The 21038-nt window shown below is 41.7% G+C and carries 19 protein-coding genes and 1 pseudogene; 18 read left to right on the forward strand and 2 right to left on the reverse strand.

Translation table 11 applies throughout. The features are described from left to right. Window positions 1-429 precede the first annotated feature (429 nt). The 11 genes and pseudogenes from argC (at window position 430) to clpB (ending at window position 13885) form a co-directional block, all read left to right on the forward strand. Window positions 430-1464: an N-acetyl-gamma-glutamyl-phosphate reductase gene (argC, locus tag ACIQXH_RS11725; RefSeq protein ID WP_402867771.1), complete on the forward strand. Its 1035-nt coding sequence runs from the start codon at window positions 430-432 to the stop codon at window positions 1462-1464. Window positions 1465-1483: 19 nt separating this feature from the next. Then, window positions 1484-2716, forward strand: coding sequence for a bifunctional ornithine acetyltransferase/N-acetylglutamate synthase (argJ, locus tag ACIQXH_RS11730; protein ID WP_402867772.1), 1233 nt, complete (start codon window positions 1484-1486; stop codon window positions 2714-2716). Next, the gene (gene argB / locus ACIQXH_RS11735; protein ID WP_402955844.1) at window positions 2697-3503 is read left to right on the forward strand and encodes an acetylglutamate kinase; all 807 of its coding nucleotides are present in this window, start codon (window positions 2697-2699) and stop codon (window positions 3501-3503) included. The genes argJ and argB overlap by 20 nt, the downstream gene beginning before the upstream one ends. After that, on the forward strand, window positions 3500-4651 hold the full coding sequence (locus tag ACIQXH_RS11740) for an acetylornithine transaminase (protein WP_402955847.1): 1152 nt from the start codon (window positions 3500-3502) through the stop codon (window positions 4649-4651). The genes argB and ACIQXH_RS11740 overlap by 4 nt, the downstream gene beginning before the upstream one ends. Window positions 4652-4735: 84 nt before the next feature. Beyond that, window positions 4736-5818 carry a carbamoyl phosphate synthase small subunit gene (locus ACIQXH_RS11745; protein WP_403123597.1) on the forward strand — a complete coding sequence of 361 codons (1083 nt, stop codon included), beginning with the start codon at window positions 4736-4738 and terminating at the stop codon, window positions 5816-5818. Next, the gene (locus ACIQXH_RS11750; protein ID WP_403123599.1) at window positions 5811-8930 is read left to right on the forward strand and encodes a carbamoyl-phosphate synthase (glutamine-hydrolyzing) large subunit; all 3120 of its coding nucleotides are present in this window, start codon (window positions 5811-5813) and stop codon (window positions 8928-8930) included. The genes ACIQXH_RS11745 and ACIQXH_RS11750 overlap by 8 nt, the downstream gene beginning before the upstream one ends. Further along, window positions 8927-9886 (forward strand): ornithine carbamoyltransferase, encoded by a 960-nt coding sequence (gene argF / locus ACIQXH_RS11755; RefSeq protein WP_402867777.1) that lies wholly within the window; start codon window positions 8927-8929, stop codon window positions 9884-9886. Before ACIQXH_RS11750 ends, argF begins: the two co-directional genes overlap by 4 nt. A 135-nt stretch (window positions 9887-10021) precedes the next feature. Continuing rightward, window positions 10022-10201: a YjzC family protein gene (locus tag ACIQXH_RS11760; protein WP_402867778.1), complete on the forward strand. Its 180-nt coding sequence runs from the start codon at window positions 10022-10024 to the stop codon at window positions 10199-10201. A gap of 180 nt (window positions 10202-10381) precedes the next feature. Next, window positions 10382-10522, forward strand: coding sequence for a transposase (locus ACIQXH_RS11765; RefSeq protein ID WP_403123602.1), 141 nt, complete (start codon window positions 10382-10384; stop codon window positions 10520-10522). Next, window positions 10506-10837 (forward strand): annotated as a pseudogene (tnpA, locus tag ACIQXH_RS11770) (IS200/IS605 family transposase). The gene ACIQXH_RS11765 and the pseudogene tnpA overlap by 17 nt, the downstream one beginning before the upstream one ends. A 459-nt stretch (window positions 10838-11296) precedes the next feature. Beyond that, a complete protein-coding gene (gene clpB, locus ACIQXH_RS11775; protein WP_403123605.1) occupies window positions 11297-13885 on the forward strand; it encodes an ATP-dependent chaperone ClpB in 2589 nt (862 codons plus the stop codon). Between the two features lie 79 nt (window positions 13886-13964). Here clpB and ACIQXH_RS11780 read toward each other — a convergent pair whose 3' ends face one another. Next, window positions 13965-14156: a YjzD family protein gene (locus ACIQXH_RS11780; RefSeq protein ID WP_402867780.1), complete on the reverse strand. Its 192-nt coding sequence runs from the start codon at window positions 14154-14156 to the stop codon at window positions 13965-13967. A gap of 275 nt (window positions 14157-14431) precedes the next feature. Here ACIQXH_RS11780 and ACIQXH_RS11785 point away from each other — a divergent pair, with 275 nt between their 5' ends. The 3 genes from ACIQXH_RS11785 to ACIQXH_RS11795 all read left to right on the forward strand — a co-directional run bounded on the left by ACIQXH_RS11785 (window position 14432) and on the right by ACIQXH_RS11795 (window position 16571). Continuing rightward, window positions 14432-15154 (forward strand): hydrolase, encoded by a 723-nt coding sequence (locus tag ACIQXH_RS11785; protein WP_402867781.1) that lies wholly within the window; start codon window positions 14432-14434, stop codon window positions 15152-15154. A gap of 99 nt (window positions 15155-15253) precedes the next feature. Beyond that, complete coding sequence (locus ACIQXH_RS11790) at window positions 15254-16096, forward strand: hypothetical protein (protein WP_403123608.1); 843 nt, start codon at window positions 15254-15256, stop codon at window positions 16094-16096. 292 nt (window positions 16097-16388) lie between these two features. Continuing rightward, window positions 16389-16571, forward strand: coding sequence for a ComZ family protein (locus ACIQXH_RS11795; RefSeq protein WP_402867783.1), 183 nt, complete (start codon window positions 16389-16391; stop codon window positions 16569-16571). Window positions 16572-16610: 39 nt separating this feature from the next. Here ACIQXH_RS11795 and ACIQXH_RS11800 read toward each other — a convergent pair whose 3' ends face one another. Further along, window positions 16611-16844, reverse strand: coding sequence for a hypothetical protein (locus tag ACIQXH_RS11800; RefSeq protein ID WP_402955862.1), 234 nt, complete (start codon window positions 16842-16844; stop codon window positions 16611-16613). A 196-nt stretch (window positions 16845-17040) separates the two neighbouring features. Here ACIQXH_RS11800 and ACIQXH_RS11805 point away from each other — a divergent pair, with 196 nt between their 5' ends. The 4 genes from ACIQXH_RS11805 (at window position 17041) to ACIQXH_RS11820 (ending at window position 21022) form a co-directional block, all read left to right on the forward strand. Then, complete coding sequence (locus ACIQXH_RS11805) at window positions 17041-17976, forward strand: beta-ketoacyl-ACP synthase III (RefSeq protein WP_402867785.1); 936 nt, start codon at window positions 17041-17043, stop codon at window positions 17974-17976. A 40-nt stretch (window positions 17977-18016) separates the two neighbouring features. Further along, window positions 18017-19255: a beta-ketoacyl-ACP synthase II gene (gene fabF, locus ACIQXH_RS11810; protein WP_402867786.1), complete on the forward strand. Its 1239-nt coding sequence runs from the start codon at window positions 18017-18019 to the stop codon at window positions 19253-19255. 135 nt (window positions 19256-19390) lie between these two features. Further along, entirely contained in the window at window positions 19391-20158 is a 768-nt protein-coding gene (locus ACIQXH_RS11815; RefSeq protein WP_403123611.1) for a DUF2268 domain-containing putative Zn-dependent protease, read from the forward strand. Between the two features lie 108 nt (window positions 20159-20266). Beyond that, on the forward strand, window positions 20267-21022 hold the full coding sequence (locus tag ACIQXH_RS11820; RefSeq protein ID WP_402867788.1) for a YjbA family protein: 756 nt from the start codon (window positions 20267-20269) through the stop codon (window positions 21020-21022). Window positions 21023-21038 lie beyond the last annotated feature (16 nt).

Here is a 21038-nt window from a genome sequence, read left to right on the forward strand (position 1 = left end):
TTTTTTGTATGTGCATCGTTTGGTTAATGAATAAATTATACGGGTTTTATGCATGTATATGATGGAACAAGATATTAAATGGTCCCTGGATCAATACAATTGGATGGATACGGTCGATATCCCCGCAACCTTTTCATGTTGTAGGCATATAATTGCTGGTTGTCGGGGGACGGATATGGAGGTTGTGAAATGAATAAACAAGGCAATGAATGAACTACTGGTGATTTTAGCAACAAGAAAGGGTTAAATCAAAGACGTTGTTCATAAATGGGCTGTGAATGGAAAAAAATATATCAAAGAATAGTAGCAAAAGATAGAATTTTGTATATAATTTAATAATTTTATAAAAATACATTTGATTTTATTTTTATTCAATCATATAATAATAGAATCAAAGAATGACAGGGACTAGAATATAGGAGTGGTTTTATGAACGTTTCAATTGTCGGAGCTACAGGATATGGTGGATTGGAGCTAATAAGGTTCCTGACTAATCATCCTCATTTACAAATAGAATCATTGCATACTTCATCCCAATTTGGTCGGAGTATCCATGAAGAAAATCCGCATTTAATGCATATGAAAGATAAATTGGAAGCCATTGATCCGGAAAAAATCGCAAAAAAATCTGATATTGTTTTTCTCGCTACGCCTTCAGGTGTTTCCTCACAACTGATTTCGCAATTTTCTGATCTTGACTTGAAAGTAATCGATTTGTCAGGGGACCTCAGGCTTCAAACTCCAGGAGAATATGAACGTTGGTATAAAAAAGAGGCTGCCCCTCAATCCATCCTTGAAAAAGCTATATACGGTCTAGCAGAATGGAATGCCGAGGAAATCAGGCAATCCACTATTATTGCAAACCCAGGTTGTTACCCCACCGCTACATTGCTTGGCCTTGCCCCTTTATTTACGGAAGGATGGGCTACAGGTTCAGATGTAATTATCGATGCAAAATCAGGGGTGTCCGGGGCAGGGAAGTCTCCTTCGGTCGTAACGCATTATAGTGAAATGAATGAAAATTTCAAAATATACAAGGTGAACCAGCATCAACATATACCGGAAATTGAGCAACAGCTTGGACGCTGGTCGAAAGATTTACAGCCGATATCTTTTAATACCCATCTTGTCCCGATGACGAGAGGGATCATGGCCACAATGTACGTTAAATTAAACCGGCAAACTTCAACGGCCGAATTAAGGGATTTGTATGAAACCATTTATGATAAACATCCATTTGTTCGAATACAGCCACTAGATCACTTTCCTTCTACAAAACAAGTATATGGTTCGAATTTTTGCGATATAGGTGTTGCTTATGATGAAAGAACAGGAAGGGCAACGATTGTTTCGGTCATTGATAATTTAGTGAAAGGCGCTGCTGGGCAGGCCATTCAAAACGCAAATCTTTTAATGGGGATTGAAGAAACAACAGGATTATGGAACACCCCGCTTTATCCATAAAATTTCTTGGAGGGAAATAATGAATACATTACAGCAAGTTGAAACAATCAAACAAATTGAAAAAGGAAACATCTTAATTCCACAAGGATTTAAAGCGTCAGGCGTTCATGCAGGTTTACGTTACTCCAAAAAAGATATTGGCGTCATTTTTTCGGACGTCACGGCCTCAGCTGCTGCCGTTTATACACAGAATGTCGTTCAGGCGGCCCCAATCGATGTGACGAAAGACAGTATTTCCGTCACCGGCAAAATTCATGGCATCATCGTGAATAGTGCCTGCGCGAATGCATGCACTGGAAAGCAAGGGCTAAAGGATGCGCTTGAAATGCGAAAGCTTACGGCACAAAAGTTTGACTTGGAAGATCATGCTTTTGCTGTTGCTTCAACGGGAGTCATTGGTGAGTACTTGGATATGGAAAAAATCAAAAAGGGAATAGATTTACTCGAGATAGCTGATACACCAGAAGCCGCAGAAGACTTTGGTACCGCTATTTTGACGACGGATATCGTAACGAAGAGCTGTGGGTATGAAGCGGTCATTGACGGCAAGGTCGTAAAAATGGGCGGTGCAGCGAAAGGGTCGGGGATGATTCATCCTAACATGGCTACGATGCTTGGATTCATTACGACGGATGCAGCCATTGAACCAGCCGATTTACAGCAGGCGTTATCTAGCATAACCAACGATACCTTCAATCAAATCACGGTAGATGGTGATAGTTCCACGAACGATATGGTTCTGGTTTTGGCAAATGGAGAAGCAGGCAATGAACCATTATCCAAAGCACACCCGGAATGGTCCGTCTTCTTGAATTTATTGAAACAGACATCTGAAAACCTTGCTAAGCAAATTGCAAAAGATGGAGAAGGGGCTACGAAGCTAATTGAAGTCAATGTCCATGGAATGAATGAGAAAACCGATGCACAGATGATGGCAAAAACGATTGTGGGTTCAAATTTAGTGAAAACCGCAGCGTTTGGTTCTGACGCTAACTGGGGTCGCATTATCGCGGCCATGGGAAGAAGCGGAGTGGCCTTTCAACCTACACAAACAACGATCGCCTTTGGTGATATCGTAGTCCTGAAGGGTGGCGAACCGGTACAGTTTTCCGAAGAAGAGGCGAAAGCCTATTTAGAAAATAAGAGTATAACGATTAATGTCTATTTACAAGATGGGAACGAATCAGGTACGGCATGGGGCTGCGACTTAACCTATGATTATGTGAAAATTAATGGGAGCTATCGATCATAAGGGGGATGAATGGGTGGACACTTTAGTCATCAAATGCGGCGGCAGCATTATTAATGAGTTATCCGAATCATTTTTTACGAGTATAAAAGAACTACAAAGCCGTGGGTATCAAATCGTCTTCGTTCATGGAGGCGGTCCGGATATCAATTCGATGCTTGAGAAATTTGAAATTGAACCAGTATTCGAAGATGGGTTAAGAAAAACGACATCAGACGTGCTGGAAGTGGTTGAACTGATGCTGGCAGGTAAATCTAATCGTTGCCTTGTACACAAGTTGGAAGAACACGGAATCAAAGCAGTTGGCCTCAATGGATCGGATGGCGGCATCCTGACCGGTGAGTTCATTGATAAAGAAAAACTAGGGGCTGTCGGTGAAATTCATCAGGTCGATACAGAACTATTGGAATTGTTTTTCGACAAAGGCTTCTGCCCAGTGTTGACGCCTATCTCCTCTACAGAAGATGGAAATAAACTGAATGTGAATGCCGATATGGCTGCAGGTTCAGTGGCGAAAGCCCTTTCGGCGGCCATGTGTTTATTTGTAACAGATGTTAAAGGGGTAATGAAGAATCATCAAGTCATCGAAAAGCTGACCGAATCGGAGACGCAAGATTTAATTACAGATGGCAGTATATATGGAGGAATGATTCCAAAGGTAAAGACTGCATTATCCGTGTTGAATAAGGGCGTCGAAGAAGTGATGATTGTAAGTGGAAAAGAGATCTTCTACGAGGATGGACAGTTCATCGGTACGAAATTTTTACAGAAAGAAGGGGTATTCAAATGAGTTCTTTATTTCCAACGTATGCAAGATGGGACATAGAACCAGAAACAGCGAACGGTACGAAGTTAATGAGTAAGAATGGGAAAGAGTATCTGGACTTTACATCAGGAATTGGAGTGCTGAATCTTGGTCATTGTCACGAAAAAGTGAAGAATGCCGTTACTCAGCAGTTGAATAAGTATTGGCATGTATCGAATATGTTCCAGAGCTCTGCACAGGAAAGGGTTGCGGGCATGCTGGCAGAAGCATCGGGATTGGACCACGTTTTCTTTGCCAACAGCGGTGCGGAAGCAAATGAGGCAGCAATTAAACTTGCCCGTAAAGCGACAGGGAGAAGTAAGATCGTCACTTGTTTACAATCATTTCATGGGCGTACTTTCGCAACAATGGCAGCAACCGGGCAAGATAAGATCAAGAAAGGTTTCGGCCCGATGTTAAACTCTTTTGAATATGTTCCTTTTAATGATAACGACGCTTTAGCCGCCGCAGTAGACGGAGACACGGCAGCGGTCATGATTGAAATCGTTCAAGGGGAAGGTGGCATTCATGTTGTTCAGCAAGCTTATTTGGATGCAATTGCTGCCGCATGTAAAAAACATGGAGCCCTTCTTATCGTTGATGAAATTCAAACGGGAATTGGCCGGACAGCTAAGCCATTCGCTTTCCTTCATTTCGATATCCAGCCAGATATCCTTACTTCGGCCAAAGGGCTTGGAAACGGACTCCCTATCGGGGCAATGATAGGTAAAAGGGAATTGGCGGAATTCTTTGGTCCTGGAAGCCATGGGTCCACTTTTGGAGGAAACCCAGTGAGTGTCGCAGCTGCCGAAGCGGTTCTAACTGAAATATTCCAACCGGATTTCTTAAAAGAAGCAGAGGAAAAAGCTGAGTATCTGAAAAGTGAATTGACCAAGGCGTTAGAGGATCTTGACGATGTAATAGAAGTCCGGGGTCTTGGGATGATGATTGGCATTGAATGCAAACAGGAAGTCCAGGGCTTTATATTGGAGATGCAAGAGGCAGGTCTACTTCTATTGAGTGCCGGGCCGAACGTACTTCGCTTGCTTCCACCGCTTACGGTGAATCAATCAGAAATAGATCAGGCAATCGTGAAAATTAAAAGTGCAGTGGCAACAAAACAAATAATCTAAATTATTTGAATTTTTATAGAACGAAATGAATAATTATGCTACTATGTATATAAATATACATCATCTACCTAAGAGGTGAAAAACATGAAAAATTATTTATGCTTAGAAAATGGTTCTGTATTCGAAGGGAATCTGTTAACTAAATCGACTCAGAAAACAATTACTGGAGAGATTGTCTTTTTTACCGGAATGACCGGATATCAGGAAGTATTGACTGATCCGTCCTATAAAGATCAAATCGTCATCTTTACGTATCCCTTAATTGGGAATTACGGAATCAATCCATTCGATTTCGAAAGTAAGAAGCCTCATGTGGCTGGCGTTATTGTGTATGAAGGCACTAGGAATCATTCACATTATCAAGCCGAATATTCACTTGCTGAGTATTTGGATAAATGGAATATTCCTCTATTGAGTCATGTGGATACAAGGGCTGTCGTCAAGAATATCCGTCAAGAAGGTTCCATGCAAGCGGCGATCTCCATGAATGAAAACTATACCTTCGAATCCAAGCTCGATGGTATAGCCGCACATGTCGCTGTAGTTTCCACGAAACAATATGAGGAATATGGAGAAGGCGGCAAGCATATTGTATTGATGGACTTTGGCTATAAAAAATCCATTTTAACTTCATTGATCGAGCAGGGGTGCCATGTTACAATCGTTCCCTTCGATACGAAATTCGAACAGATCGTGAAATTGAAACCGGATGGCATTTTGCTTTCAAATGGGCCTGGGGATCCAAAACAGCTTGAATATCTGTTGGATAATATAAAGAAAATCATTTCGAATTTTCCTACCATGGGCATTTGCCTAGGTCATCAATTGACCGCACTTGCTTTTGGGGGCAATACGAAAAAGATGCTGTTTGGGCACCGAGGTGCGAACCAGCCCGTGGTCGATTTGAAAACGAAAAGGGTTTATATGAGTTCACAAAACCATAGTTATGAAGTGGATGAACCAAGTTTAGAAGGAACATCGCTTCAAGTCCGGTTCCGTAATGTAAATGATCATACCGTTGAGGGCCTTATGCATAAAGACCTTCCAATTTTCACAACTCAATACCATCCTGAAGCAAATCCAGGACCGGTTGAAAGTTCACTGTTGTTCCACGACTTTTTACAAATGATAAATGATTATAGCGGGAGAGAAAAAGCATATGCCTAAAGACAACACGATACAGACCATATTAGTAATTGGTTCAGGGCCAATCGTCATCGGGCAGGCCGCTGAATTTGACTATGCAGGAACACAAGCCTGCCTCGCCTTAAAAGAGGAAGGCTATAAAGTCATTCTTGTCAATAACAATCCGGCAACCATAATGACGGACGAAATGAACGCGGACGCCGTCTATTTCGAACCGTTGACGGTGGATGTACTGGAAAAAATCATTGCCAAAGAAAAACCAGATGGCTTGCTTGCCACTTTAGGCGGTCAAACGGGATTGAATCTTGCCTATCAGTTAGATGATGCTGGGATTCTTGAAAAATATAATGTCAAATTACTAGGAACACCGATTGACTCCATCAAAAAGGGAGAAGATCGTGAGCTGTTCCGTCAACTAATGTTTGAAATAGATGAGCCAGTGCCGGACAGTAAGATTGTCCATACTTTGGAAGAGGCGGTAGCTTTTGCTGAGGAAATTGGCTTTCCCATCATCATCAGACCAGCCTACACACTAGGCGGAACCGGTGGTGGAATCGCAGAATCCATGGAGGTTTTCAAAGAACTTGTTCGGGGTGGTCTTCAGGAAAGCCCGATTACTCAATGCTTGATTGAACGAAGCATCGCGGGCTTTAAGGAAGTCGAATACGAGGTCATGCGTGATGGAAACAATACATGCATCACCATCTGTAATATGGAAAATATTGATCCAGTCGGTATTCACACAGGTGATTCGATCGTGGTTGCACCATCACAGACATTGTCTGATGATGAGTTTCAAATGCTACGTTCTGCCTCTATTAAAATCATTTCCGCTTTAGGGATTATCGGGGGCTGCAATATTCAATTTGCACTTGATCCTAACAGTAAACAATATTATTTGATTGAAGTGAATCCGCGTGTCAGTCGTTCTTCTGCATTGGCTTCCAAAGCGACCGGGTATCCAATTGCCCGTATCGCTGCAAAACTGGCTGTGGGCTATCATTTATCGGAAATCATCAACCCAGTAACGAAGAGCACGTATTCAAGCTTTGAACCGGCGTTGGATTATGTAGCAGTTAAGTTCCCGCGTTGGCCATTCGATAAATTCAAGACGGCACACCGTAAATTGGGCACACAGATGAAAGCGACAGGAGAAGTAATGGCCCTGCATCGCAATTTCGAAGGCGGAGTACAAAAGGCTATTGATTCATTGGAATTAAAGACAAACGGGCTTCAGCTCCTGTCATTAAAGGATAAGTCAGTACCCAAGCTATGGGAAAAGCTTGCCGAGAAATCGGATGAAAGAATCTTTGTCATTTTTGAAATGCTTCGTAAAGGTGTGACGATGGAGGAAATCCATGAAGCAACCGCTATAGATTACTATTTCCTTCACTCTTTCGCTTCGCTAATCGAGAAAGAAAAGGATATCTCTTCCAAGACTGCTGAATTGGTCAACAAGGAAGAGATGCAGCTTTACAAGGAGAAGGGCTTTTCAGATCGCTACCTTGCCTCCGTATGGAATATAAGTGAATTCGACGTGAGGGCACTTCGTAAAACACTGGGCATATCAGCCGTTTACAAGACGGTGGATACATGTGCAGCCGAATTCGACTCACATACGAACTATCATTATTCGACTTATTTTGGAGAAAATGAACAGCAAAAAACAGATAAGAAAAAAGTCCTGATGATTGGCAGCGGGCCAATCCGAATCGGTCAAGGCATCGAATTCGATTATTGTTCCGTTCATGGCGTTTATGCCCTTCAAGGTGAAAATGTGGAAACGGTCATGATCAATAATAACCCCGAAACGGTCAGTACGGATTTTGCGACAGCAGACCGTTTGTATTTCGAGCCTTTAACTTTGGAATATGTCTTGAACGTCATTGAAGCGGAAAATATTGAGGATGTCATTGTCCAGTTTGGCGGTCAGACGGCTATCAATCTGGCTAAAGGATTGGAAGACTACGGAATCAATTTGCTTGGTACTTCATTTGACATGCTTGATCAGTTAGAAGATCGCGATCGTTTTTATCAACTGTTACAAAAGCTGGACATTCCGCATGTCCCAGGAACAATGGCTGACAGTGTGGAACAGCTCGTTGAAAGTGCTGAAACAATCGGCTTCCCTGTGCTGTTGCGTCCGTCTTATGTCATCGGTGGACAAGGAATGGAAATAATCCGTTCAAAGGAAAGTTTGTTGAACCGAATCGAAAATGGTGCAGAACTTGTGTATCCCGTATTGATCGATTCTTATATTCCTGGTAAGGAAGCAGAAATCGATTTGATTGCGGATGGTAAGGAAGTTTATATCCCAATCGTAGCCGAACATGTTGAAAAAGCAGGGGTTCATTCAGGAGATAGCCTGGCTTTACTGCCTTCACAGTCCTTATCGGATGATATTAAGGGGAAAATGACCATTTATGCAGAAAAGCTTGTGAGAGAGCTTGGATATAAAGGACTCATGAATATCCAATTCGTCATTGATGGCAGTGATGTATATGTACTGGAAGTAAATCCGCGTGCTAGCCGTACGATTCCAATCATCAGTAAAGTCACGAACGTTCCATTAGTGCAAATGGCGACAAAAATATTGCTTGGGAAATATTCTTTAGCAAATTTGGTTGAAAAAACAGGATTAATGGAAGATATTCCGTATTCGGTCGTTAAATATCCAGTATTCTCAACCTTTGCTTTAAGTGGACTGGATTCAAAAGTCGGTCCGGAAATGAAGTCCACAGGGGAAGGCATCGCAATCGGGGAAACCATGATAGAAGCGTTAACGAAAGTATTTCACGCTCAAAAGGCTAAACATACGACAGGTGTGTATCAAGCCAAATCAGCGCAATTAAGCGAAGGACTACTTAAGCTAATCCATGATGCCGACTTGGAAATCACCCATTCGGACTTTGACGAATGGCTAAAGGCAGGCAATGCAGCCGTCGTCTTGGCTTATGGAGCAACGGATGAAGATAAGCAGTTACGGTTATTAGCAGCCAAATACAGACTATTGGCCTTTTCAGAAGAGGAAACATTTAAAGCGTATTTGCAATCACTGAAGCATGCGGATCCAAGCGTTACCTCATTGCAGGAATGGCTTCTAACTTATTCGAAAGGGGTGTCACACGTATGAATGCACTGATGGCACAGTCGCACTCGAAAATCTTGGGTGGAAAAGACTTCTTGACGATGAAGGAAACAACATCAAAGGAAATTGCAGCTTTATTGGAGTTGGCGCAAAATATAAAAGCCAAATTACAAGCGGGCGAGGAATATAAACCTTTAGCTGGTAAGACATTAGGGATGATTTTTGAAAAATCATCGACTCGTACCCGGGTCTCTTTTGAAGTGGGAATGCTACAGCTAGGTGGCCATGCATTATTTTTGAGCAGTAATGACTTGCAAATCGGACGTGGAGAACCCATTTCCGATACGGCAAAAGTCCTTTCCGAGTACATTGATGGTATCATGATTCGTACTTTCGGGCATGAAAAAATCATGGAATTGGCTGATCATGCAACCATTCCCGTTATTAATGGGTTGACTGACCTTGCACATCCTAGCCAAGTGATGGCGGACTTCCTGACCATCATAGAATTGAAAGGGAAATTGAAAGGATTAAAAATGAGTTACATTGGCGACGGGAATAATGTAGCCAACTCATTGATGGTCGGTTGCGCTAAAATGGGCATGAATTTCTCGATTGGATGTCCGGAGGGGTATAAGCCTGACGAAGAAATCGTTGCCTACGCGAAGGAAGTAGCAGCTGAAAACAATTGTGAAGTAACTGTTACGACCTCAGCGGTTGAAGCCATTAAGGACGCAGATATCGTATATTCGGATGTATGGACCTCCATGGGGCAAGAAATTGAGAATAGCATCCGTTTAGAAGCGTTTAAGGGCTATCAAATCAACGGTGAACTTGTTAAACATGCAAAGAATGATTATCTATTCATGCATTGCTTACCTGCTCATAGAGAAGAAGAGGTGACTGCAGAAGTCATTGATGGGCCGAATTCGGTCGTATTCCATCAAGCGGGGAACCGTCTACATGCCCAAAAGGCGGTTCTCGTAGATTTACTATCATAATAAATTTAAGCGTCTGCTCTATAGCAGGCGCTTTTTACTTTTGCCACCATCCTCTTTTCCCCTTTGAAATTTTCGGTCATGAAAGAAAAAAAGGTGGCAATAATAATAGGGAAAGCATGTAAAGGGGTGAAATACATGGGGCAAAATCGTCAATTTAAGCCAGGGCAAAAAGCACCTAATAATGGGGCATACGTAGAAATCGGTGAAACAGGAAGTATGGTAGTCAATCCGAAAATGGTCAAGCTCGAAGCAGGGGACACCTTTCCTGAGACTTCGAATCATAACCGGCTATGGACCTATCAAAGAAAGCCATAATGAAATGGAAAAGCAGGAAAAGGATGATCATTCCCTTTCCTGCTTTTTTTGTAGAAAAGAAAACCCTAGGCTAGGCCTACGGTTCTAAAAAGCTTTCAGCGTGGTATTAAAAAAACTCTCCCATGGTGCTAAAATATTTTTGGTTCGCCAACCAAAATATCAGCATCACGGAGGAGTTTTATGTCAAAAGACACTAATAGTTTAGCACACACTACCTGGAATTGTAAGTATCATATCGTATTTGCACCGAAGTACAGAAGACAAGTAATTTACAAGAAAGATAAAAAAGGATATCGGTCAAATATTGCGCACGCTATGTGAAAGGAAAGGCGTGGAAATCATTGAAGCAACGGCATGTAAAGCCCATGTACATATGCTCGTGAGCATCCCACCAAAAATAAGTGTAACTTCATTTGTGGGTTATTTAAAGGGAAAAGTAGTTTGAATATATTTGACCGTCATACGAATTTGAAATACAGGTATGGAAACCGAAAGTTTTGGTGTACGGGATATTATGTAGATACAGTTGGACAAAACAAAAAGGTAATAGAAGAATACATACGAAACCAGATAAGAGATGATATAGTCGAAGATCTATTCACAGGTGAAGAGATAAAGAAAAAGAAACGGAAGTGAGTGGAAGGCCTTTAAAGGTCTGGCCAGTAAAAGTAGTACAATTGGCGACCAATCAGGGGGCCTTTAGGGCCTGGTCAGTAATAAAGGCTTTCAGCCGCAGAGAAAACCACCCATTATCACGGGTGGTCGTTATTATTGGAACATTATTCTTGAGTATATCCGAAAATATTCGAGATTTCTAAAAAACTCTTCCGCAAATATTTACTTAAAGGCTCTTCGGGATGATTTGGCCTTTCTTCTTAATTGAAGAGATGTTTTTTGCTTTTAACTTTTAGAGTAAGCAGATTGTATAAACCCTCTGGTAGGATCGGTTGTAAAGGGTTAATAGCAGAAATTATCAATGTCCCATATAACTTTTCTTTACAAGGGAATAATAAGCAGTATAATTAAAATATAAAGGTCAAAGTTGGTCAAACATCATAAGCATTCTTTTGGAAACAATGAATGGGAGGTTTTAAGATGGATTTTAATACGATGACGGAAAGAACCCAGCAGGCATTTATAAGTGGGCAGGAGCTGGCCAAGGATAGGGAAAACCCGGAACTTACCGAGCTTCATCTATTAAAAGCCCTGATGACACAGGATGAAAGCCTACTCATTAGAATTTTGTCGGAAACGAATCAATCGCTCAGTCATTTCGATACGGAGCTGAATAAAGAAATAAATAAGTTGCCTCAAGTGAGCGGAAGCACCTCTCAAGTTTATATGTCGAATTCCCTTCAGAATGTGCTGTCGGCAGCTGAAAAGGAAATGAAGAGCTGGGAGGATGAGTATCTATCAGTTGAGCATATTTTGCTTGCTTTGTTAAAAGAAGATAAACCGAACATAAGAAAGCTATTTGCGGACTATGGGATCGACTATGGGAAAGCGAAGCAAATTATCCAAACGATAAGGGGGAATCAGAGAGTGACTAGTCAAAATCCGGAAAACACATATGAAGTTTTGAAAAAATATGGAAGAGATCTTGTTGCTGAAGTGAAGGCGGGGAATGTGGATCCTGTCATTGGCCGTGATACGGAGATCCGGAATGTCATCCGTATTTTGTCACGTAAGACAAAAAATAACCCCGTATTGATTGGGGAACCTGGTGTTGGTAAAACGGCCATTGTCGAAGGTCTGGCCCAACGAATTGTCCGAAAAGATGTACCGGAAGGGCTTAAAGATAAAACGGTGTTTTCGCTTGATATGAGTGCGTTGGTTGCCGGGGCTAAGTTTCGCGGTGAATTTGAGGAACGACTGAAAGCGGTTCTGAATGAAGTGAAAAAGAGCGATGGGAACATCCTATTATTCATCGATGAATTGCATACCATTGTCGGTGCTGGTAAAACGGAAGGGGCAATGGATGCCGGAAATATGCTGAAGCCAATGTTAGCGCGTGGTGAATTGCATTGCATTGGTGCAACCACACTTGACGAATATCGTAAGTATATTGAGAAGGATCCCGCTCTTGAACGGCGTTTCCAGCAAGTGCTCGTTCCAGAGCCAGACGTAGAAGATACCATTTCCATTTTGCGTGGTCTGAAAGAAAGGTTCGAGGTCCATCATGGGGTCAGAATACATGATCGATCCATTGTGGCAGCAGCTGTTCTATCAAATCGCTATATCACGGAACGCTTCTTACCGGATAAAGCAATAGACCTTGTGGATGAGGCTTGTGCAATGATCCGGATGGAAATCGACTCGATGCCAGCGGAACTTGATGCGATTACGCGGAAAGTCATGACGTTGGAGATAGAGGAAGCCGCCCTTAAAAACGAAGAGGATGCTCAAAGCAAAGCAAGATTGGAGGTACTCCAAAAAGAACTTTCGGAATTGCAGGATCAGGCTACCAGTATGAAAGCCAAATGGCAAATGGAGAAATCGTCCCTTCAAAAAGTCCAGGATCAGAGGGAAGAACTTGAAAAGTTAAAGCATGAGCTGGAACAGGCGGAAAATGACTATGACCTGAACCGTGCAGCTGAACTTCGACATGGGAAGATTCCACAGCTTCAAAAGGAATTGGAGGCCATGGAAGAAGAGGTGGAAAATGGGAAGCAGGAATCCCGTTTGCTCCGCCAAGAAGTGACCGAGGAAGAAATTGCCTCAATCGTTGCTAGATGGACGGGTATTCCGGTAAGTAAGTTAGTGGAAAGCGAAAGGGATAAATTGCTTCGTCTTTCGGATATTCTTCATGAACGGGTAATCGGTCAAGGGGAAGCGGTGGAACTTGTATCGGATGCTGTTTTACGGGCTAGAGCCGGGATCAAGGATCCAAACAGACCAATAGGTTCCTTTATTTTCCTTGGACCGACAGGGGTCGGTAAAACAGAATTGGTCAAAGCGTTGGCAGAGACGCTATTCGATAGTGATGAACATATGATACGGATTGATATGTCTGAGTACATGGAGAAACATTCCGTTTCCCGTTTGGTCGGGGCGCCTCCCGGATATGTAGGGTTTGAGGAAGGCGGTCAGTTGACGGAAGCGATTAGGCGAAATCCGTACTCGGTCGTGTTACTTGATGAAATCGAAAAGGCTCACCCGGAAGTCTTCAATATTTTATTGCAAATGCTCGACGATGGCAGGATCACGGACTCTCAAGGTAGAACGATCAACTGTAAAAACACGGTGATCATTATGACTTCCAATATCGGTTCACATTTCTTGCTTCAGTCCAATCGAGAAGATGGAGCCATTGAAGAAGGAATAAAAGAGCAGGTCTTCACAGAGTTAAGAGGACATTTCCGTCCTGAATTTCTAAATCGTGTGGATGATATCGTTCTGTTCAAGCCACTCACAAAACAAGAGATTGTCGGTATTGTTGAAAAGATGATTCAACAGTTGCAAGTAAGGTTGACTGAACAAGATATCACGCTTGGTGTGACGGATGCCGCTAAGGAATTTATTGCTGAACAAGGGTATGACCCAGTATACGGAGCAAGGCCATTGAAACGTTTTATCCAAAAGCATCTAGAAACGATGATTGCCCGTAAAATTATATCGGGGACGATTGGTGATCATGGAAGTATGACGATAGATTATGACCAAGAGGGATTGGTTTTGAGGTAAATGTAAGCAGTTAGTTTAGAAAATAGCTGAAAACGGTATATGAAAGAGGACATCCTAAAAGGATGTCCTCTTTTGCTTCTTAATGTTGATGTGAGTCTTTTGATGGCCCTTCAGGCATAACAGCAGGGATGATACAAACTAGAACAGCCGTAATAAGTCCTAAAATTGTTCCCTGTGTAGCATCGTATGAAACTCCGATCATGGAAGAAACAACATATACAAGCATATGCACTAATACGAATGTCCAAAGAATTGTCCAAGCATAACGCATCGAATTTCACCTCATTCCACTACAGTCTTTTTTATCTTACCATAATTAATATACAGTTAAAACGGCTTTTTCATAATAACTGATAAATAATTCATCGTTGCCCTTTCATGTCTTTTGAACGACGGGCGATATCAGTCACGAATCCAGCGGGCATGATTCCTGAAATTTAATGGAGAAAAGTAATTTAAGACTCGAAGATAGGCGTCCCCCCTTACCCTTTTGATATCTCGACATAAATTAACTAATAGTAATATTCCTAAAAGGAGTTAGTTTAGATGGAACAGAGAACTTTTCAAATCGAAGACCAATGGAATATCGTCTATTATCCGGAACAACCCAGTGGGTTTTCCGTCATGGTAATTGGGGACCGAAGTTCTTTTGTAGATAAGGACAGTAGCTTTTGGCTTCAGCATCCGGGTAGGTTACGTATATTAGAATATTTGAAACAAACCGGTTACACCCTTTTTTCCTCGAATTTTTACGGGGCGAACTGGGGGAGCCCCAAAGCTCTTGATCTTTCGTTGAAGTTATATATCCTCTTTATGAAAAATGAAATAGTCAATCGGAAAATCCATGTTCTTGCAGAGGGGACAGGAGCCCTGCTGGCATTGAGACTAATGAAAGAGATGGGAAGCCAAATCCGTTCGGTTGTCCTCATTGACCCGATTTTATCTTTGAAGGTTCAAATGGAAAAAGAAAAGGATAATAAGTTCTTTTATAAAAAGTGGCTATCGGAAATAGCCGCAGCATATGAGGTAGATCCAGCTGATATGGAGAAAGAAATTTTGGATTCCAATGTGCAGGCATTCACGGAGCATATACCGGTGAAGGTGATCCTTGTTTTCGGCAGTTTTCGAAAAGAACAAGCCTCATTTTATCGGAGGATTCAGAGAACCAGGAAAGACCATTTGCAGTTAACCTATTTGCTAGCAGAAAAACGGTATAAAATCCCTTATCAAATCCAGAAGTTTTTTCATGAAAATGAAGAGTCTTTATGAGAATGGATATATTTTCGCGGTACTTTGCATACGATACAGCATCCGAAAAAACTTGCGGTGACGGATAAGCGAGCCATTGCATAAGGGGAGGCTGTATTTATGGGGACATATATTGTTGTTGGGGCTTATCAATTTGTAGGTTTTCATGTGACACAATATTTGTTGGGGCAGGGGGAAGAGGTAATCGGAATTGATTGGGAGGATACAAAGACCAATCAATATATTATAGAAGAAAAGGAGCTAGAAATAGGGCGTAACGCCAACTTTACTTATCTGCCAATTAATAAACTTCGGTTATTGGATGTTTCCGAGCCATTCACCATTCTATTATCTTTTTATGATAGTAGAAGAGGGAAAACGGCTTTAAAGGATCTTCATATAAATGATATTGTTTCTTTTCTTGAAAAATGCAAGAAAAACGGTCATGGCAATAGCCTGAAAATTGTGGTGCTCCTTCCAATCGATGCTGATACGGAAGGATTTCAGACTGTATTAAACGCTTGTGAAGGCTTCGATTCAGTCAAAACAGTATATTTACCGACGATATATGGTCCTTGGCAACCAGCAACCATGGGATTTGAAGCGGGTATCAGCCAACTAGAGCAATCAACTATCCAAGCTACACTCGCTTCAGAATACAGGGAGGATGCGCTTTTTATAGCCGATTTCATCGAGGGTCTTGAACAGCTCCTTTCTTCCACTGATAGAAGCCTTCACCTCAAAAGCAGCATTGACGACCACTGGAATACATGTGCCAAGCTCATTTTTAAACAAGAGGTGATCGACTCACTTCCCCCACAATCTCCAATCAAGGCAACGAAAGGAACCGTATATGAAGTGCCTAATAAAACGAGTCCAGAGGAAGGCATCACCTTGCAAATCGAGCAAAATAAACGGTTAAACCTCCTTACAAAGTGGAGGATGCGCGATAAGAAGGACTAAACATTATCCTGGAGTGCCCAATGTGTGGAATTAATCAAGAAAGTCATAAAGTGAAGGGGGAACTCATACCTTAGTACCTGGGAATTGTTCTGTACTTTCAAGATGGCATATAGCATGAAGAATATTCATTCAGGCAAGTTTCGGCTTTACGAATGGACTTTGGGGAATTATGATAAGAATGAACCTGATTTTTGGTTTATGGGATACCCATTTGTAGAATCATGTTCCAAGTGTCATCAAAGGATACTAATGGTGCATTCAAAATGACCAAGTATGGTAAGGAGGCAAAAAAATGAGTTCAGATAAAACCCTTGAATTTATGGGGATTGCTATGAAGTACTTCCCGGAAGCAAAAGCAAAGTTAGAGGCAAGCGGGATTCCATTTTCAATGGACATGGCAGAGCCATTCATGGATTTATTTAAGAAAGTGATGCAAGAAGCTTATGACCTTGGCAAACAAGATGCCCAACGTTAAGTAAGAGAAGGCTGTCCGGATAATCGGGCAGCCTTCTGTTTATTCTTCTTTTTTCAGCATCTTTGAAATGATGGGGTTCACTTTCTGGATGGTAGGCTTAAATTGATCGTACAAACCCACTAATGTCTCTACGCTTGCCATCAATTGCATATAATCAATCTGGGTCTCTTCTTTCTCCGGTTCTTCTTCGGGCTCGTTGTTATGCGTGCCAAACATCATTTTGGAAAAGGGATCGTCCTGGTTCCTTCGATTGTTGCGATTAAAAATATCCATTGTGATTCCTCCCTTCTTTTACTATAATGTATGCACGCTTGCGTCCTTGGATTAGGCCCTTGTCCGACTTAAGATGCAGATTAATTAGACTTTCAAACTGATAGCTCTTGCAAGAAAGCGTATTTTTCTATAAAATTAGTACCAGGTAATAATAGATGATAATAATAACTCATTAAAATATAAGGGGTTGGCTGAAATGAATGCTGGTATATTAGGGCTTGGTCGTTACTTACCCGAGAAAATCGTCACAAATGCGGACTTAGAGAAAGTCATGGATACGTCGGACGAGTGGATTCGTACTCGGACAGGTATCGAACAAAGAAGAATAGCCAATGATGAAACAGAAACTTCCGATATGGCTTATGGCGCAGCAAAAGCTGCTTTAGATAATGCAGGCATTTCAGCTGAGGATATAGATTTAATCCTTGTCGCAACTGTTACACCCGATCGGCCTTTTCCTTCCATCGCTTGTATGATCCAGGAAATGTTGGGTGCGAAGAAAGCAGCTGCAATGGATGTTAGTGCAGCATGTGCTGGCTTCATGTATGCTATGATTACGGCGCAGCAATTTATTAAGACAGGTGCTTACAAGCATGTATTGATTGTTGGGGTTGAGAAACTATCCAAGATCACTAACTGGGATGATCGCAATACCGCTGTCCTTTTTGGGGATGGAGCTGGGGCTGCTGTCGTGGGACCTGTATCAGAAGGCAGGGGAATTCTTTCTTTTGAATTAGGTGCAGATGGATCTGGTGCTAAGCATCTATTCCAAGATGGGGAATTCATCACGATGAATGGACGAGAAGTATTTAAATTTGCTGTCCGTCAAATGGGAGAATCCAGCCTGAATGTATTGGATAAAGCAGGATTGACCAAAGAGGATGTGGATTTACTAATCCCACATCAAGCCAATATTCGAATTATGGAGGCTTCAAGAGAACGTTTGGGCCTACCCGTTGAAAAAATGACAAAGACCGTTCATAAATATGGGAATACTTCATCAGCTTCCATACCAATTGCTCTTGTGGAAGAAATGGAAGCAGGTAGAATCAAAGAAGATGACTTGCTCGTCATGGTTGGTTTTGGTGGAGGACTCACGTGGGGAGCTATTGCCCTTAGATGGGGAAAATGAAAATAAAAGAAATATTTGAGTAAAGGAAGGAGCCATTGTAATGACGAATCGTCGTGTTGTTGTAACAGGGATTGGAGCTATTTCTCCAGTTGGAAATGATGCAGAAACTGGATGGAAGAATATAATTGAGGGGAAATCAGGGATTGGGCCATTAACTCGTCTTAATGCTGATGATTTTCCTGCTAAAGTGGCTGCAGAAATAAAGGACTTTGATATCGAAACATATATTAATCGTAAAGAAGCACGCAAAATGGATCGTTTTACGCATTATGCGATTGCCGCTTCAGTCATGGCTTTAAATGACAGTAAATTAGAAATAACGGATGAAAATGCAACGCGGGTAGGAGTCTGGATCGGTTCTGGAATCGGTGGGCTTGAGACACTTGAAACCCAGCACGAAAATTTCTTGAACAGGGGCTATAAGCGGGTTAGTCCATTTTTCGTACCCATGATGATACCAGATATGGCAGCGGGCCAGGTATCCATTTTACTGGGCGCTAAAGGGATCAACTCTTGCACCGTGACGGCTTGTGCAACGGGAACGAATTCCATCGGTGATGCATTTAAGGCCATTCAGCGTGGAGATGCCGATGCCATGATTACTGGTGGTGCAGAAGCGCCGATTACAAAAATGGCAGTTGCAGGATTCTGTGCGAACACAGCTCTATCCACCAATCCAGATCCTAATACGGCGAGCCGCCCATTTGATGCTAACCGTGATGGATTTGTCATCGGGGAAGGAGCAGGTGTGATCATTCTTGAGGAGTTAGAACATGCGTTAAACCGCGGAGCGTATATTTATGCTGAAATAGCTGGATACGGAACGACCGGAGATGCTTTTCATATTACGGCTCCAGCGCCTGGTGGAGAAGGTGGGGCAAGGGCAATGAAAATTGCGATTGAAGATGCAGGGTTAACACCGGAAGACATCCAATATGTTAATGCCCATGGTACAAGCACACCTTACAATGATAAATATGAAACGATGGCGGTCAAAGAAGTATTTGGGGAGCATGCTTCTAAACTAGCATTAAGCTCTACCAAATCAATGACAGGCCATATGCTGGGTGCAGCAGGTGGTATAGAGGCCATCTTTACGATTCAAGCAATCAGGGATAGCATCTTGCCCCCTACCATCAATATAGAAACACCGGATCCTGAGTGTGACTTGGACTATGTGCCAAATCAAGCAAGGGAATGTGAAATTAAGGCAGCTATCAGTAATTCATTAGGATTTGGCGGTCATAACGCCACTATCCTATTCAAGAAATATCAATAATCAAGAGTAATGAAGAGGAAGAGCAAATCTTGGGATTTGCTCTTTTTATGTTGGGAATAAGTAATGGGAATGATGTATCACTAAGCATTTTTGGAACATACAATAAAAGAGGATGAAGTAGTGGGGGCGAAACGGATGGGAGTTATTTCAACTAATGAGTGGATGGAAAAGGATTTTGACCATCCGGTTAAGATGATGGAGAAGTTGAAAGGGGAATTCTATGAACAGGTTAAAGAAGACATGATCTACCGCCATTTACAAAACCATGGAATGTACCTGCCCAATCCAAAAACGAAAAAAACCTTCGATGAACTGAAACAAAAAAATGTATGGGTCAAAACACAAAGTTTATTTACAACTTATAAGAAATTATGGGGGGGACCCGATATCCCCATTTATATCTTTCCTCTCGTAGCCTCTGGAAGGAAGCAACCGAATGAGAGTAAATCAGGATTGGCCTTTAAAGATAAATTATTTCTTTTTTACGATATCGATATAACCGAAAAAGAGATGGAAGCAGTGCTGATTCACGAATACCATCACGTCTGCCGTTTGCACCATTTAAAAAAGGCGGAAGAAAACTATACCCTACTCGATACAATGATCATGGAAGGACTCGCCGAGAGGACAGTCGGTAAGTATTTAGGAACGAAATACCTGGCAAAATGGACACAATTATATTCAGAAGAAAAGCTCCAGCATTTTTGGGACAGCTATCTAGTAGAAAACCTGAACAAGAAACGCACGGATCCGCTACATGATGCCCTTCTTCTGGGAAAAAAAGGGTATCCGGAGATGTTGGGGTATTGCAGTGGTTTTCATTTAGTGAAACAATTCAAAAATTTCTCCGTCAAAAAATCCTTTGCTATCCAATCTGAAGAATTCATAACAGAAAAGAGTTAATTTATACGTGGTTTATTTCAAAATCTGTTTTCTGAAATAGGAATAAATTGTATGGTTCCTGCCTATACTGATTGACAAACAGAAATTTGTTTAAGTGAGGGATGGATAATGTTATATCTTCATGATGTATGGGTTAACTGGTTTGAAGGAGAGGAAAATGGTTATAATATTTGTCATTTTCATGAATGGAGGAAGGATGATGGCATTGAACTGCTAGATCAAGTTCCTCTGATGAAAGTTTCAACAACTTTGTTTCACTACATAGAAAATGACCTATCTGAATTACCGAAGGCATTACTGAACGATGTCTACCAAAAAGCATATGCAAGGAAAAATCATGAACGCATTCAGCTTGACTACTGTTTTGTCGTGACCGATGGACATGGAATACTTGCTGTGGATACAATAGGCTACCATATTCCCATCCGGAAAAGCAGAATTATTCCTCGGCAGGAACAAATTGTTTATGACATGATCGAAAATCACGAAGAAATGGATTATACTTTTACGGAAAATCCTGAAAGCGAGAAAGAATATCATATTCTGTCTCCATCGCCCTTATTTATGAATGGATTGACAAGAAAAGAAAGGCAATTGAAACAGCTCCTTTTCATGGCCATGGATCAGTTATTCACAGCAAAGAATACGGCTGAAATTCGATACTGGTATACTGAATGGGCTCCTGAGAAATATGAGAGCATTCAGGATATGGACTTTCAGATAGCGTGGCTTGAGTTATATGAGGAAATGAAAACAGGTTGGTCTGAAAAACACCTTCAGCTATGTGAAAATTTAGTGAAAGGGCAACCCTTTTTCGAAAAACTTTGGCAAGTAGAAGCCGGCGATAGTCCATCCATATTATAGGTTCACAAAAAAAGAC

Origin of the sequence: Peribacillus sp. NPDC097225 (assembly GCF_044761955.1) — a bacterium.
In the GTDB taxonomy this organism is placed as follows: domain Bacteria; phylum Bacillota; class Bacilli; order Bacillales; family DSM-1321; genus Peribacillus.